At 60.9% G+C, this 15,777-nt stretch carries 13 protein-coding genes and 2 pseudogenes; 2 read left to right on the forward strand and 13 right to left on the reverse strand.

Annotated elements, in window-relative coordinates; genetic code table 11:
• Window positions 1–156: 156 nt before the first annotated feature.
• The 4 genes from PMI09_RS23445 to PMI09_RS23460 all read right to left on the reverse strand — a co-directional run bounded on the left by PMI09_RS23445 (window position 157) and on the right by PMI09_RS23460 (window position 4,395).
• Window positions 157–1,725 carry an MFS transporter gene (locus PMI09_RS23445; protein WP_007800287.1) on the reverse strand — a complete coding sequence of 523 codons (1,569 nt, stop codon included), beginning with the start codon at window positions 1,723–1,725 and terminating at the stop codon, window positions 157–159.
• Window positions 1,726–1,729: 4 nt separating this feature from the next.
• Window positions 1,730–2,821 (reverse strand): HlyD family secretion protein, encoded by a 1,092-nt coding sequence (locus PMI09_RS23450; protein ID WP_007800289.1) that lies wholly within the window; start codon window positions 2,819–2,821, stop codon window positions 1,730–1,732.
• Between the two features lie 183 nt (window positions 2,822–3,004).
• On the reverse strand, window positions 3,005–3,769 hold the full coding sequence (locus PMI09_RS23455; protein WP_007800290.1) for a pirin family protein: 765 nt from the start codon (window positions 3,767–3,769) through the stop codon (window positions 3,005–3,007).
• A 35-nt stretch (window positions 3,770–3,804) separates the two neighbouring features.
• Window positions 3,805–4,395, reverse strand: a complete 591-nt coding sequence (locus PMI09_RS23460; protein WP_007800292.1) for an isochorismatase family protein — start codon at window positions 4,393–4,395, stop codon at window positions 3,805–3,807.
• 105 nt (window positions 4,396–4,500) lie between these two features.
• Between PMI09_RS23460 and PMI09_RS23465 the strand changes: the two genes are divergently transcribed.
• Entirely contained in the window at window positions 4,501–5,406 is a 906-nt protein-coding gene (locus PMI09_RS23465) for a LysR family transcriptional regulator (RefSeq protein WP_007800293.1), read from the forward strand.
• 57 nt (window positions 5,407–5,463) lie between these two features.
• Here PMI09_RS23465 and PMI09_RS23470 read toward each other — a convergent pair whose 3' ends face one another.
• The 9 genes and pseudogenes from PMI09_RS23470 to PMI09_RS23510 all read right to left on the reverse strand — a co-directional run bounded on the left by PMI09_RS23470 (window position 5,464) and on the right by PMI09_RS23510 (window position 12,799).
• Window positions 5,464–6,396: an alpha/beta fold hydrolase gene (locus PMI09_RS23470; RefSeq protein ID WP_007800296.1), complete on the reverse strand. Its 933-nt coding sequence runs from the start codon at window positions 6,394–6,396 to the stop codon at window positions 5,464–5,466.
• A 125-nt stretch (window positions 6,397–6,521) separates the two neighbouring features.
• The gene (locus tag PMI09_RS23475; RefSeq protein ID WP_007800298.1) at window positions 6,522–7,070 is read right to left on the reverse strand and encodes a cupin domain-containing protein; all 549 of its coding nucleotides are present in this window, start codon (window positions 7,068–7,070) and stop codon (window positions 6,522–6,524) included.
• A 405-nt stretch (window positions 7,071–7,475) separates the two neighbouring features.
• A pseudogene (locus PMI09_RS23480) lies at window positions 7,476–7,991 on the reverse strand (integrase core domain-containing protein); the annotation flags it as partial.
• Window positions 7,892–8,116 carry a hypothetical protein gene (locus PMI09_RS23485; protein ID WP_007800302.1) on the reverse strand — a complete coding sequence of 75 codons (225 nt, stop codon included), beginning with the start codon at window positions 8,114–8,116 and terminating at the stop codon, window positions 7,892–7,894. The pseudogene PMI09_RS23480 and the gene PMI09_RS23485, both read right to left, overlap by 100 nt.
• A 197-nt stretch (window positions 8,117–8,313) precedes the next feature.
• Window positions 8,314–8,775, reverse strand: a complete 462-nt coding sequence (locus tag PMI09_RS23490) for a hypothetical protein (RefSeq protein WP_007800307.1) — start codon at window positions 8,773–8,775, stop codon at window positions 8,314–8,316.
• A 378-nt stretch (window positions 8,776–9,153) separates the two neighbouring features.
• Window positions 9,154–9,582 carry a DUF992 domain-containing protein gene (locus PMI09_RS23495; protein ID WP_244423813.1) on the reverse strand — a complete coding sequence of 143 codons (429 nt, stop codon included), beginning with the start codon at window positions 9,580–9,582 and terminating at the stop codon, window positions 9,154–9,156.
• 249 nt (window positions 9,583–9,831) lie between these two features.
• Window positions 9,832–10,218: a response regulator transcription factor gene (locus PMI09_RS23500; RefSeq protein WP_007800311.1), complete on the reverse strand. Its 387-nt coding sequence runs from the start codon at window positions 10,216–10,218 to the stop codon at window positions 9,832–9,834.
• An 85-nt stretch (window positions 10,219–10,303) separates the two neighbouring features.
• A pseudogene (locus PMI09_RS31795) lies at window positions 10,304–10,913 on the reverse strand (response regulator transcription factor).
• Window positions 10,910–12,799, reverse strand: a complete 1,890-nt coding sequence (locus PMI09_RS23510) for a sensor histidine kinase (protein WP_007800316.1) — start codon at window positions 12,797–12,799, stop codon at window positions 10,910–10,912. Before PMI09_RS23510 ends, PMI09_RS31795 begins: the two are co-directional and overlap by 4 nt.
• A gap of 358 nt (window positions 12,800–13,157) precedes the next feature.
• Between PMI09_RS23510 and PMI09_RS23520 the strand changes: the two genes are divergently transcribed.
• A complete protein-coding gene (locus PMI09_RS23520; RefSeq protein ID WP_007800318.1) occupies window positions 13,158–15,650 on the forward strand; it encodes an arylsulfatase in 2,493 nt (830 codons plus the stop codon).
• Window positions 15,651–15,777: the final 127 nt, after the last annotated feature.

The following is a 15,777-nucleotide window of genomic DNA, read 5'->3' on the forward strand; positions in this document are numbered from 1 at the left end:
GTCAGGCAACACCTGCAATGCCTCCTCGACGTCGCCCACTTTGAGAGCGATGTGGTTCAGCCCGATCAGCCTGGGCTTTTGATCCGTCACGTCGTGATCCTCCAATATGCAGAAAAGCCGGAGACAGGTTCCTTCGCGTTGTATCATCGCCAGATGCTACGCCGTGAGTGGCCCTTTCGGCGCCTTGGTGACGAAGGCCAGGATGACGAGGCCGCCGACGGCGCAGAAGAACGTCAGCCAGAAGGCGTCGATGAAGGACAATACGTTTGCCTGCTTCTGCACATGCTGCCCCAGCACCGTCAGACCGCGGCTCTGCGCGATCGCCTGTCCCGCGCTCGCCATCTTCTGGGAGAGCGCCGCCAGCGCGGATACCGACGCTTCCGAACCGCGTTCGACGTTGAGCCCGGTCAGGTAGGAATGCAACTGCTCACTCTTGCGCAGATAGGTCGTCATCAGGGCCTGCGCCGTCTGCGTGCCGAGCAGCCTGATCACCTGGATGTAGGCGGCGACCGCGATCGCCTTCTTGGGATCGCCGTTCGCGACCGTGAGAACGATGATCGGAAGGAACGTGAGTATGTGTCCGACACCTTGAAGCACACACATTGTCCGGAAATTGTCGCCGCTCCAGTCGCCCGTCAGACCAGTTCCGATGAGCGCCGCCGCCGCGAAGCAGCACAGGCCGATGAACAGCAAGAACCGCCCGTCGGTGCGATGCAGCGCCCACACGGCAATCGGCGTCATGACGAGCAGCGGAATGCACGTCCAATAGAGCAGCGTCTGGCCGATCTGTTCCGGACGAAGCCCTGCGACGGTCGCGAGATAGTTCGGGATCAGGCTCGTATTCGACAGACCGCTCATCAGGTAAAGCAGCGCGATCGAGAGCAGCAGCACGACGTTCCGCACCCCGATCGCCCCGATGCTCGCCCACGGATGCGCGACGAGAAGCTCGTTGACGAAGAAAGCGACGACGAGCAGCAATCCGCCTGCAAGGGACGCGATGACGAAGCCGTTGGCGAACCAGTCGAGTCGATTGCCTTGATCCACTGCCACGAATATTAGCGCCATCCCGGAGCCGAGAAACAGCATCCCACCCCAGTCCGCCCGGCGGACGAGCTCGCGATTCACGGGCTCGTAAGGAGCCCCACCGAAGGCAAGCAGCGCCAGGATTGGTGCGAGCACGACGTCCTGCCAGTACATGAACTGCCATCCGAGATGCTGCACGTAGAAGTCCACCAGGGCCGTCCCCGAATTCGCCGTGAACGCACCACGGAACGCGTAGATCGCGATCGCCGATATCCACCATTTCATCGGCAGGTTCTTGAAGATGATCATCAGCGTCGCGGGAACGAAGACGCCGAGCAGCATGCCGTGGACGATATGAAGGAGCGCCAGGGTCTCGAAGCCCCGTGCGAACGGAATCATCAGCGAAACTAACGCGTACAGGAGCGCCGGACCGACCATGACGCGGCGGATGCCATAGGCTGCTGCGAGCCAGGCCACGGCGGGTGCGAGCACGATCTGGGGCGCCGTCGCGAGCGTGCTCAACCATGCGCCTTCGTCGACGCCGAGACCGAACTCTCCGCGCAGATCGACGAGGCCGGTTCCGAACAGGCGGCTGTGGAATCCGACCATGAAGGGACCGAGCAGGACCGCGCACACCGCAAGGATCGGAGGGTGCGTCGTTCTCGCCGTTCCGTGAAACGGAAGTCGAAGGATGCCGCCCATGACGTCAGGAGCCCTGTTTGCCGACAGATACGGAAACCACGGCCGACATCCCGGACCGCAAGCGCTCGAGCGCCGGCGAGGCGTCGAAGTCGATGCGGACCGGAACCCGCTGGACGACCTTGGTGAAGTTGCCGGTGGCGTTATCTGCAGGCAGCAGCGCGAACTGCGATCCCGACGCCGGCGAAAGTCGGGTGAGTTTGCCGGTGAAGGATTCGCCGGGAAGCGCATCGACGGTCACGGTGACGGGCTGCCCTTCCTTCATGCGGGAGAGCTGGGTCTCCTTGAAGTTGGCGATCAGATAGACGGCGGGCAGCGGGACGATGGCGATGGAATTCGTTCCGACCGTTACGTAGTCGCCGACATGGACCTGTCGCTCGCTGACGACGCCGTCGAACGGCGCCGTGATTTTGGTGTACGACAAAGCAAGGTCGGCCGTCTTCAAAGCGGCCCTTGCCGCCGCCACGTTGGCGGCGAGCTGGGGCGTCTGCCCCTCGATATACTGGAGCTGGGCCTTTGCCGACACGACAGCGGCGTCTGTCGCGAGAGCCGTCGCTGCGGTCGACTGCAGCGCGGCCTGCGCCTGTTCGTTCTTCTGCTGCGTTCCCGCTCCCTTTTGCATGAGGGCGACCTGTCGGTCCGCCTCCATCTTCGCCAGAGCTGCGTTCGCGTTTGCGACCGTGGACTGTGCTTCGGCCTGCCGTATCGCCGCCCTTTGCAGATTTTTCTGATTGTCCAAGTTGCCGAGCTGTGCGATCGCCGCGTCGAGCGCCGCCTTTGCCTGATCGCGCTTGGCCTCGTAGTCGGAGGGGTCGATCTGAAGCAGGAGGTCGCCGGCCTTTACGTGGTCGAAGTCGCTCACATTGATCGAGCTGACGTTGCCGGCGACACGCGCGCTGAGGCGGCTCAGTTCGGCGCGAACGTAGGCGTTGTCGGTCGACTGGGTGTCCGCTCCAGCCGTCCATCTGTCCCAACGCTGCGAACTCACTCCGACAAGAACGAGGACGGCCACGACCACCATGAGCGGGACGAGAACTTTCGTATAAGCCCGCTCGGTGCCGTTTGCTGCTCCGGGGACGACGGCTGCTTCTTCGGACATGATCATTAACTCCACTTCCATATCTGCTTTCGAGTGGATCTCCGCCGAGACCGCCGAGACACCGCCGTGTCTTGGCGGTCGAAGCTCGCGTTAGGATCACAATGAAGATTGCCTGGTGCCGGTGCGGTATAAAATTCCAGCAATGGGAATGACTGCTCCAATGTCGGAGCAGTCATTTGCGGCCTATCCGCTGATGGTGCCTTCACGCGAGAATTTGGCGTTTCGGTCGACGAGGAAGACCACCAGGTCCGAATCCACGCTGGCCGTCACGTTGAAATGCGGGTCGTCCGGCCCCACGGTCAGCGCGGTCTGCGCCCCGACCTTCTGCGACGCCGCGGTGACCTCTCCACGGAAGACATAGAACCAGCGGTCGAAACCTTCCAATGAAGGCAGTTCGATGGTGCCGCCCGCAGCCAGATGAGTATCGTAGAGGTAGATGGCCTGACGAACGACGGTTGGCGCTGTCGAGCCGACCGGGCCCGTGAGGAGGCGCCACCGACCGTCACGGGCGGACTCGTCAAGATCAACGAACTGAACGTCGGGTGTGAGGTCCGACGCCTCGGGCCTGACGAAAATCTGCAGCATCTCGATTTGATCGGCGCCCACGACTTCCTCTTCGTGAGAGAAGCCCCGACCCGCATTCATGACCATCAGACGATCCGAAGACAGGACCTCGCTCCGTCCGGCAGAGTCGGTGTGCTTCATGCGACCGGCGCGCATGTAGCTGATGATCTCGTCGTTGCGGTGCTCGTGCATCCCGACGACAAGGCCGGGCTGCAGCTTTGCGTGGTCGATGACTCCAAGTCCGCCGAAGCCTGCGTCGCCAGCTTGTCCGAACGAGATGCCGGGACGGATGCGGCGGAGCTGAAATGGACCGTGTGCCCGCACCAGATGCGTTTCGGGCGATACGATGCCAGTACCTGGGATGGGTGTTGCATGTATGGTCATGTTCTTTTTCCTTGGCTTCGGCGGCTCGGTTTCGATTACTCGATGGGCGGCAGGACCTCGGTGAACAGCAACTGGATCAGCTTCTGCCCGTCCGGAGTGCTCCAGTTCTGGGCGAGTTCCGCGATCATCGTGTTGGTTGCTGTCAGGATGACGCCTGCGTCCTGCATGCGGCGGCGCGACATGTCTTCGGACAGTTCGTAGGGCGAACCGGAAGCGTCCATGACTGCCTGCACGTTGTAGCCCTCGCCGACGGCGTCGATCGCCGGGAAGACAAGGCAGACGTCCGTCGTGACGCCGGCCATGATCAGGTTCTTGCGGCCGGTCGCTTCTACCGCTGCCTTGAAGTTGGCGTCGGTCCAGGCATTGACGACGCCTTCGCGCTTCACGCGCTTATCGAAGGCTTCCGGAAGGATTTCCCGCAGTTCCGGCAGCAGCGGTCCCTGAAGCCGATCTTCCTGGCTCGACGTCAGAACGGTGGGGATGCCGAGAATCTTGGCGGCCTTCGCGAGCGCCAGCGACATGCGCTTGGCCTGCTCGACGTCGATGTTCTTGATCAGTTTCATCGTGCCGACCTGATGATCGATCAGCAGCAACGCGGAATTCTCAGGGGTGAAAAGCTTGGACATGATGTGATCTCCTGAAGAGCGTCATCGCTCGGTTATGAATGTACGAATGAAACGATACTTGCGGGAGACTTGAAAAATGCCGAGGTTATGTTTCAAAATTGAAACATGAAAACGTTCGGAGATTTCGACGGCCTCGCGCTGTTCATTCGCATCGTTCAAGCCGGCGGCTTTGGAGCGGCGGAGCGAGCGACGGGCATTTCCAAGGCCACGCTCTCTCGGCGCCTTTCTGCATTGGAGGATGCGTTAAACGTCCGCCTCGTACGCCGGACCAAAAAGGGCGTCGTTCTGACCGACAACGGTCAGCAGCTCTACGACCGAAGCCGCGACGCCTTCCTGCTGGCCGAGGAGGCGGTCGCCGGGGTCCAGGATGAGAAGGTCGCGCTGTCGGGGACGGTCCGGCTTTCCCTGCCGCCCGATATGGCGACGGAAGTTCTCGCGCCGGCCCTGATCCGTTTCAAGACCCGGTTTCCCGACGTTGTCATCGAGATGACCCTTGCCGACCGCAGGGTGTCCTTGATCGAGGAAGGCTACGACCTCGTTGTCCGAATGGGATCGGTTGCCGACTCCGGACTTGCGTTCAAAAAAATCGCGGCCGTGCCGCGAACGCTGGTAGCCAGCCCCGGATATCTGGCAACGCATTCCGAAATCAAGGAGCCGGACCACCTGAAGGATGTCCCGGCGCTGGCGATCCGTCGCGACCTGGTGGAATGGGATTTGCGCCACCGCGACGGCCTCACAACGACCGTCACTCCCAGGATCGGCTTCGCGGCGAACCGGCAGACAATCCTCGTCGAAGCGGCGATCGCGGGCCTTGGCGTCGTCAACCTGCCCAACTTCATGATCGAGAGCGCACTGAAGTCGGGCGCGCTTGTTCGCGTCCTGCCTGATTGGGAGCCGTCGCCCGTGGAGATGACCGCTCTTTGGCAGAAGGATCGGATCACCGGGCGACTGATCAAGGCGATCGTGGCGGAATTCGCTGAGGCCCTCCGGGACGGACAATTCCTGAAATAGCGCCTGGCGATTGCGGATCTTCCGCAGTCGACCAGACGCTGAGGCTATTCATGACGATCACGAGAGCCGAAGGAAACGCTGCAAGGCATCCAGCAGCGCGGCCGGCTGCTCTTCTGCCGGATAGTGTCCGCAATCGGGAATGACCACCGAATCGACGTTCAGGGCCACGGAACGCAATTCGTTCGCGACCATATCGCCGCAGGCCAAGGCGCCGGCAAACGCAAGGACGGGAACCTCAATCTTGGTTGCCTTACGCCGACGATACTGTGGGATCGATTCATCGATCGCCCGGTAGTAGTCGAAGCTGGCCTTCAGTGCGCCGGGCACGCGACGCAGAGTTTCAATGTAGAACTCCTTGCCATAGGCGGGAAACCCGGCGACGGATCCGGCCTTGGTGTCGAACTGATAGCCGAAGTACAAGTCTTCCCGTCCCTCGACCAGTCGCTCGTTCACTCCCTGCGCCCGATTGAAATTGAAGTGCCATAGAAAGTCGCTGGTCCAGCGGTCGTCGCTGAGCAGCGGTGGCGATGGCGACAAGCCCGGAACGATGGCCTCGCCAAGCGCGATGCGTTCGATACGATCGGGGCGGTCGGCTGCCATCGCATAGCCGACCCACAGTCCGACGTCGTGTCCGACCATTGAGAACCTGATATGACCAAGCGCGTCCATCAGCGCGAACATGTCGGCGGCGAGCGTATCGGCGTCATATCCGTCGGCAGGTTTTTCGGACAGACCGACGCCGCGCGGATCGACCGCGATCACGGTGAAATCACGGCTGAGCGGCAACATCAGATACCGCCAGGCGAACCAGTTCTGCGGCCAGCCGCCGAGCAGAAGAAGAGGCGGTCCCTCCCCGCCGATCACGGCGTGCAGGCCGATGCCGTTCACCTCCACCCGGTAGCTCCGAAAGACGTCGCGGAAGCCTTCCGGCAATTTGGGCACTCCCGTCACAGAGCCGAATCCGTCCAAGTTGGTGATCGCGTTTGTCATAGTTTCACACTCTTTCTTGCTGGCACACGTATCCTCACGACCATGCGGTCGTGCAAAGGTCTCGATGCTGTTTTGGGGATGGGCCGACGGATCATCCGCTGCCCAAGATCGGGGCTACCCCGTTGTCACTTTCCCGACAGAAACTCGGTTCTGTACTTGGGGGCCAGCTTCTGCATGAGTTCTTTTTTCTCAGCCTGCTTCACGGCGTCGGGCTTCGGCGCCGGCGATTGCCTGTCGGGAATCCGATCCGCCACCGCCAGGAAGAAGTCCTCCTGCCCCGCGGGCGTGCACATGCACAGCATATGCGCCATCCTGCCCGATCGGTTTGCAAACTGATGTGGTGCGTTGGCGGGTATGTTGATCGACGCTGGTGCACGGATCGTTTGCGTCTCGCCGCGAAACGTGAACTCCAACTCGCCTTCCATGAGGGTGAACATTTCCTCGAACTGATGGCGATGGGGCGGCGGGCCGCCACCATCGGGAACCAGCATGTCAATCAGGCAATACCGGCCCTCGGTCTGCGCGCCGGAAATCAGCACGCTATAGACGTTTCCCGCTTGCGAGATGTGTGGCACCGCCGGATCGTCCGGGAGCGCCACCGTCAGGCTGCGATTGGGATCATCGGCCGGCAACGGCTGGTCTGGCGGGATTGTCGCAATCGAATAGTCGGTCATGAGTTTGAAGACCCCTTGTTTCAGCTCCAGATTTTAGGGCTGGGACCTTCGATCTCAAGACTCGAAAGGTGCTCACCTCATGTTGCGATAATGGAACGTGAGCAGCCGCCCGGATGGGTAGGTGTTCGCACACGCATGCAGCAGCGGGACTGCCACTCGGCCCTTCGTCGGCGCCTTTTCTTGTGCCGCAACGGTCAGGAAACCCCAGCCGCAGGCGTCCGCTAGGAGTACCTTCTGTTCAGGCGCAATGCCGACCGTGGTTAGGGATCATAACTATCGCGGGAAAACCACAAAAGTTCTGGAAGCACGATTTCCTTTGAAAATAAGCATCTGAAATTGTTGTGTTTTTAGACTTGCGAATCGATCGCAGGCGCAAACCTAGGCGGGCTTACCAACAAAACGTACCTAAGACATGGGTGACAACCTCGTGCCGAACGGGTTGTCGATGGTTTGCAAGGTCCTCTGCTCCAGGTCGATATATCCGAGATCATCGTGCATGAAGCTGACGAGCCAAATACCGTCGTCGACCTCCTTGATTCCCAGTTTCTGTCCGGCCAGCACGGTCGAGATATTGATCTTCTTGCGGTAGATGCAGATGCGGCCGCAATGGGTCACCAGTGCGTCACGGTCGTGGAACGGATAATCGATCTCCGGCAGCCCGTTATATCGGCGCGCCGATGGGCTGTAGAGATCGACCGGCGTCTTCATCGCCAGGGCTTCATGCGGCCGCTCGGTATTGAATTCGCTGACGAACGCATCGAAGCGGGCCTGTTGCTGCAGGATATTTCTGCCAGGTGGCCTGGTCGCCTCTTTCTTGAGCGTCAGGTGCATGCGCTCATGCCGGCCATTCTCTTGCGGATGGCCCGGCCGGATGGGCTCGAGCGCGATGCCGAGCCGCAGCCACCAGACCGACAGCTTGGCGGCAGGACGACTGCGACCGCGAAACGGTCAGCGCGCAGGAACGGCGTGATGCCAGACCGGATGTTGCAATAGGCAATGCATTCAGGAAGGCCGTGGCCGTCCTTAAGGGATTTCGGATTTCTCATGATCCTGTCCTGGATTCGATACTGGAGGTGCATGGCGGCAGTCTCTCAGTCGCGTATCCGGCGGACGGCCGTGTCGGGGCCGATCAGGGCGTCGTCCAGTTCGATCTCCAGGAATCCTTGAAGGATGAGCGCCGCGAGGCATCCCATCGGCCGCCCTTCCCGGAATGCGGCAAGGGATTCGGCAACGGTGAGCGATCCTATTCCTCGAGTGCGGCGAGGAGTCGAATCCGGTCTCCGAGCGGGCGATAGAAGCCACAGCGGAGGAGGTCTTTAGCATTGCGTAGCCGGTAGCCGTCGGTGAATTCCTTCATGGCGATGGGACGGTAGCCGTATCCTGCCCGCTCGGCGGCCAGCTCGATCCAGTCCGGCGATCTCGGAAGATCGTGGGAAACATCGACGACGAAGGTACGGCCATCGACGCCCGTGACGACGAAGTCGGTTAGATAGGTCTCGCCGCCGTAGGACAGCTCGACGCCGTCGCAGCTCCAACTGGCAACGTCCGGATCGACGTCGAGAAGGCATGCAAAGTCGCGGGCGTCCTGAGTGCGGAAGATCGGAGACCCGACGCATTTGATGGTAGCAAGCGGATAGTGGAAGCACGGAGACGCTCGTCGCGGGTCGACATCGCCCGGCGGGGTCTCGAATGGAATGCTCGTCATGGCACCCTCGGAAACACAATACGATAAGGCGGACGCCGAACTACGTCCGGCAGTCAGTCATCATATTCGGACCGAGTGATGGCGAGCGATATAAGACATGATGGCGAGAACGTTTAGAGAACATGATCCAAGGCGTCAACAAGAAAATTGGCTGCGTTTTCAGGAGGATCCAGGACACCGCTCTTCAGCACGTCGTCCCTTGCTTTACGGACGCTAGTGTCCTTCCAACCACGTGCTGAAGAGCCGCAATCGCGGAATCATGGAGCGCTTGCTTGCTAGCGCCGCACAGGGGCAATCACGCCCTTCCGGCGTCCGGTCGTGGACGGGACGCCCTCGGGATGACGGTGCATTGTGGTAGTTGCAGAGGTGTGGAGTTGCCTAGTCCACAGCGCGAAGCTTGAGGGAGGCCACTCCGATCGCAACGTTGACGCCGGCTTCCCCTTCCAGGGAAAGGGGCTGCAACGACACGCTGTCCTTGCTTCCGCCGACCAGCACCTTAGCACCGCCACCAAGGCCAAGGCTGGCATCCGCCTCGACGCCTCGATACGTCCCCTGCAACCCATCCAGCGGCTGGCCCTTGATGCTGGAAACAAGCCAAACCATGCGCCCCTCCTTCACGTCCCCGATGGCGAGGCCGAACTCGTCGATCGATCCCTTGTAGCTCTGAACCGCGCCAGATGCGGATGGCGATGGCGTAAATGTGCAGGAGACGTCCTGTTTCGTCTCGATGATCATTCCGACGCCCGCTGATATGTCGCAGTCGAGCTTGCCGACCTCGAGCTGTGCAGCACTCGCTGCTATCGGCATCAGAAAAACTGAGCATACCAGGGAAGCTATCCAGTGTTTAGACATTGCCTTTCCTTCCGTTTGAATCGTCGATGTCGGCCCGCGGAGCTAGCGCCACCTGCCAGCGCCGACGTTTGCAAGCAGGCAGCGATGCATAATTTGGATCAGGATCTGGATTGTCCGCCTCTGCTTGTGCAGAACTCGCGCTCGAGACCCTGAGGCTCCGGTTTCGGCAAGTGCAGGACGTAGAGGTGGTATCTGTGGACCCTTTCACATTTGGAGCGCCCTCCTGACCGCAGCGACGAGGGCGGAGGCTGCGAAGGGTTTTCGCAAGTAGGCGATGCAACCCGCGTTTTCCGCCTCGACTTTCAGGCCGTCATCATCAAGGGCCGTGATAAGGATCACCGGGAGGTTCGAACCGGCCTCCCTCAATCTGCGCTGCAATTGGATGCCGGACATGCCGCCGAGATCGATATCGAGGATGAGACAGTCGACCGCGGTGTCGGAATCGCGACTGAGAAAGGCTTCCGCGGATGCGTACTCGATCGCCGGAAATCCGTAGGCATTGAGGAGGCGACCGACGCTTCGCCGGAGGCTTGCGTCGTCATCGACAACAGCGATCGTGCGGCGCGGGTCTCCCAATTCACACCCTTTCATAACTTTACGCGGTTCCCCCGCACAGTAGGCCGGTTGGCGGTCGCTTGATATTGTCCTAAGGGGAAGGCTGGCGGATCGTTCCTGACTAGCGACTGGTCAGGCCCATGCTGGCTGCTATCGACACCGCCCCGACCACCGATCGCACCCCGAGCTTTTCCATCACCCGGTGGCCGTGGACCTTCACCGTCCGCTCCGTAGTCCCAAGAGCATAAGCGATCTGCTTGTTGAGCTGGCCCCGATGATCGGCTCGAAGACTTCGGCTTCGCGAGCGGTCAGGCTCGCCACCAAGGTCAAGTGCTCTTGAACACGCGCGTGCTCGGCCCGCTGCTGATCTTATTGCCCCAATGCTTGTTCGATCGCCTTCAGAAGTACTGCGCCCGAGCTGGACTTCTCCGGAAAGTCCTGGGCGCCCGCCTTCATTGCCTCGACGCCGGCCTTGATGTCCCCTTCGCCGGTAAGCAACACAAGCGGAAACAAGGACGCCCGCTCGCGCAGTTGACGCTGCAATTGCAGGCCGGACAGGCCCGGCATCTGCAGGTCGAGCAGGACGCAGCCCGGCTCACAGTTTGGAAGGCACGCCAGAAACCGGTCGCCGGAGTCATAGGCACGACCTCGAGACCGTATGCGGCGAGCATTCTTGCCGTCGCTGTGCGATAGGATTCGTCGTCGTCGACGATATGGACGACTTGTTTCAGCAGTCCCGCTCCTCGCTTCTGGCGAGAGGCAGGACCATGCGGAAGACGGCGCCGCCTTCAGGCCGGTTGCATGCGGAGATCGCGCCGCCATATGTCTCGAGAATGGCGCGGGCTATGGAAAGGCCCAACCCCGTTCCCGCCTGCTTGGTGGTGTAGAACGGTTCGAAGATGCTGGACAGGCGCTCCTCGGGAATGCCGTTGCCTGTGTCCGAGACACAAAGCTCCGCCTTCTCATTGGAACGGCCCGTCGCAAACGTAATGGTTCTCTTGATTGTGGCAGCATCCGACATGGCGTCCATCGCGTTGGTCGCCAGATTGAGGATGACCTGCTGCACATGAACCCTGTCCGCGCGGACTGGCAGCTTAATGGAGCGTTGGTCCGAATCCAGCGTGATACTCCTGCGTTCGGCCTCGCCGTGAAGGATGCGGATCGCGCTTGACGTCACGTCGTTCAGGTCGAACTCCTGCCAGTCGATCTCGCTTCGCTTCTTGAGCAGGCCTCTCATTCGGCCAATGATATCGCCCGCACGCTGATCGTCCTCCTGGATGTCGATCAGGATTTGCTTGATCAGTTCCAGATCGGGGCTCTCGCTTCGAAGCAGCACGGACGCTGCCTCCGCATTGTTTCGAATGGCCGATAGGGGCTGGTTCAGTTCGTGAGCGATCGATGACGACAAGGCGCCCGCCGTTGCGGACTGGTTGAGGTGAATGGCTTCGAGGAGGTGAAGGCGAGACTTGGCCTCCGCATCGTGCCGACGGCGTCGCTCGAGCAGGAGGATTGCGATAATGCCAGTCTGCATCACGACGATGCCAAACGCTCCGGTCGCCGCCAGCCAGTGATCCTCCCAGAAGCTTTTTTCCCTATGCATCTGAACGGTGCCCGGAGGCAGGTTCTTCTCCGACAGCCCCCAGCGCCGGAGTTGTCGAGCATCCACGATGTACGTCGCCGGCGCGTCAACGCTCGACACCGGCTTGCCGGCAATGGCATCGATGACGAAGCTCCCGACAGTTTGGCCCAAACTATCGAACGTGACGGTATACGCGCCGACGGCGCCGTTGTCGATGTAGGTCTGATAGGGACCGTAGATCGGCGCAGTGGCGGTTGCCGCGATCTGCCTCATCGCGTCGCGCGGAATGAAATTCCGTCCGTTCCGATCTTTGGAAACCGTCAACACCACGACGATGCTGTCGGAAGGGACATGAGATGCGCGTTCGACAAATTCCTCGATCGTCAGATCTTCGATGTACGTCGTTTCGTATGATTTGGCGAATTCGCGCAGATCGGCTCGCGCCGTCGCCAGCCATTTCCGGTCGAAGTTCGACGATCCGCCCAGGATATAGAGGTGGTGCGCGTCAGGCTGCAACTTGCGGGCCATTTCAACCGTCTTGAGAATGTCGAACGTGGCGAAGGCGCCGATCACGTCACCCGGCAGGTCGTTGGTTTCGGTGTTGCCGAAACCGGTCGCGACGATTTTCGCGCCGGGTGCGATCGAATTGCGGTTCGCCGATATGAAACTCGCGGAATCGCTGCCAATCGCGACCACGACGTCCGGGCGACGAGCCGCGTATTTCTCCGCGAGGTATCGTCCCATGCGGCCGACGTGCTCGGCTTCTGGAAAGCGCGACAGGTCCAGGAACTCCGAAAACAGGTCGATCTTGCCATCCGTCGCCTGCAACAGGCGGCTTCGCAGCGCTTCCCCGATCATGGTCGTTGCCGCGATCCGCTCATCGTAGGGATAGAGAACGAGGACACGCGCAACCCGATCGACGATCAAGGGCGGCGCGGCTGAGGCCACAGCAGCGCATCCGCAAACAACCACGGATACAGCCGTCAACCGAGCGGCCGCATGTTGCAACCTAGCCGAATAACCGCATCCCCAGCCCATCAGCCTTCCCCCAGATGCCTCACGACAATAACAGCTTCACGCTGTGGTGTCATCTGACAAACCGCTACCACTGATTGCTCTGAAGGCCCGACGATTCCCCAAAGTACAATATCGGAGGACGCCCCCATCCGATAAAGTGGGCGGGTGCCGGGATGGCCAGAGTTCGCCCGGCGCTCCTAGCCGGGAGAGACGAATACGGCCGGGGAAGCTGTATTACGACCAAGGGGTGTCTGCTGTGGATCCATCTAAATGCTTGGATTTCCAGGGCTAAAGAAGGGCAGGTCCTCCTCGAGCAGACTGAATGCGCGAAAGCCGCAATGGGCGGCGTGACATGCCGACACACTCGGGAGGATGTCTAATGATACGTGCAGCGCTTCTGGCCGCCACGGCGGCCCTTTTTGCAGCCATGCCCGCAAAGTCACAGCAGGTTACCGGGACGCTCGGCTCCCCCAACGCCACGACGACGATCGACGGGCGTTATCTGCCGCCGCCGCCGCAGCCGTTTGAGGGCACCATCAATCTCAACGCCTTGCAGTCCAAACAGGCATGGCCGGCGCGTGTCGTACCGCCAAGGGGCGCGCCAAATGTTCTCTTGATTATCACAGATGACGTTGGCTTCGGCGCTCCTTCGACGTTCGGCGGTGTCATTCCGACGCCCACTCTGGACCGCATCGCCGCCGACGGCCTGCGTTTCACGAACTTTCACACAACCTCGCTCTGCTCGCCGACGCGTGCGTCTCTCATCACGGGTCGCAATCACCACTCCGAAGGTTTCGGCGTGATCTCCGAACAGGCGACCGGCTTCCCAGGCTACGACAGCGTCCTTCCCAAGGACACCGCCACGATCGGCCGCATCCTTTTGGAAAACGGCTTCCGCACCTCCTGGTTCGGCAAGGATCACAACACGCCGACCTATCAGACCAGCCAGGCTGGCCCGTTCTATCAATGGCCGACCGGCATGGGGTTTGAATATTTCTACGGCTTCATGGGTGGCGACAGCAGCCAGTGGTCGCCCATGCTGTTTCGCAACACGACCCAGATCGCTCCCTTTGTCGGCAATCCGCAATGGAACCTGATCACCGCCATGGCCGACGAGGCCGTCGGCTGGCTGAACCAGTTGAATTCGATCGATCCGTCGATGCCGTTCCTGCTCTACTACGCGCCGGGGGGCACACACGCACCACACCACCCGACGCCGGAGTGGATCAAGACGGCCAGCGATCTTCATTTGTTCGACAAAGGCTGGAACGACGTTCGTGACCAGATCTTCGCCAACCAGAAAAGACTTGGCGTTGTCCCGCAGGACGCCCAGCTCACACCATGGCCGGATATGTTGAAGAAGTGGGATAGTTTGTCGGCCGACGAAAAGAAGCTGTTCATTCGGCAGGCCGACGTCTACGCGGCCTACCTGATGTACACCGATCACGAGATCGGCCGCGTGGTCCAGGCCGTCGCGGACATGGGCAAGCTGGACAACACCCTGATCATCTTCATCAGCGGCGACAATGGCGCGAGCGCCGAAGGCACGATGAACGGCACCTTCGCAGAGTTGGTTCCGTTCAACGGCATCAATCCAACTGTTGCCCAGAACTTGAAGTTTTATGACCAGTGGGGCAGCAACGAGACCTATCCGCACTATGCCGTCCCGTGGGCCTGGGCCCTCGACACACCCTTCAAATGGACGAAGCAGATCCCATCCTTCTTCGGCGGCACCCGCAACGGCATGGCCATCTCCTGGCCCGCGCGCATTACCGACAAGGGCGGAATTCGGTGGCAATTCCATCATGTGATCGACGTGGTACCGACAATTCTTGAGGCGACTGGCGTTCCTGCACCGATCATGGTCGATGGCATCGCGCAAAAACCGATCGAGGGGGTGAGCATGGCCTACGCCTTCGACAAGGCCAATGCCGAGGCACCCTCGCGACACCGCACGCAGTATTTCGAGATGATGGGCGCGCAGGGACTATACGACGACGGCTGGATGCTGAGCGCAGTCCCTATCCGTGCGCCCTGGGAGTTGGCCGGCAAGGCGGTTGACGATCCCGCCACCGCCTTCAAGATGGAGCTCTATGACGTCCAGCATGACTGGACCCAGAACAACGACCTGGCCGCCGCCAATCCTGCGAAGGTCCAGGAAATGAAGGACCTGATGTTCGGTGAGTTTGCGAAGTATCAGGTCCTGCCGCTGGACGCCTCAGCGGCGACTCGTTTAGCTTCCCCACGCCCGTCGGTGACGGCGGGACGGAACGTGTTCACCTATAAGCAACCGGTGACCGGCCTGCCGGAAAGCGTGGCGCCCAATCTTCTCAATACCTCCTACACGATCACCGCGGACATCGATGTACCACAAGGAGGTGGCGATGGCGCCATTGTTTCCCAAGGTGGACGGTTTGGCGGATACGGGGTGTACCTGCTGAAAGGCAAGCCAGTCGTGACCTGGAACCTTCTCGGTCTTGACCGGATCCGTTGGGAAGGCCCCGAAGCACTCTCGCCCGGCAAGCACACCGTCGAGTTTGACTTCAAATATGACGGCCTTGGCTTCGCAACGCTTGCCTTCAACAACCTCAGCGGCATCGGTCGTGGCGGCACGGGGACGCTGACCGTCGACGGCAAGACAGTCGCGACGCAGGCGATACAGCGTTCCGTCCCACTCATCCTGCCGGTCGATGAGACCTTCGACATCGGGTCCAAGACCGGCACCCCGATCGATGACCGCGACTATCAGGTTCCATTCCCGTTCACCGGCAAGCTCAATAAGCTGACAATTTCGGTCGAGCCCCCGAAGCTGACGCCGGACGACGAGAAGAAGCTGATGGAGGCCAATCAAACTGCACAGGACGCGAAGTAATATGCGTTCTCGACCGAGGGCCGCGTGGCCCTCGGTCCGCTACACGGTGTGGACAGACAGGTAACGACCGACGGGCTTTCGCCGCCCTATCCCCGTGTCGGCGACATATGTGGGCGTCACCGGCGGG

The sequence above is a fragment of the Rhizobium sp. CF122 genome, assembly GCF_000282035.1.
Classification (GTDB): Bacteria; Pseudomonadota; Alphaproteobacteria; order Rhizobiales; family Rhizobiaceae; genus Rhizobium.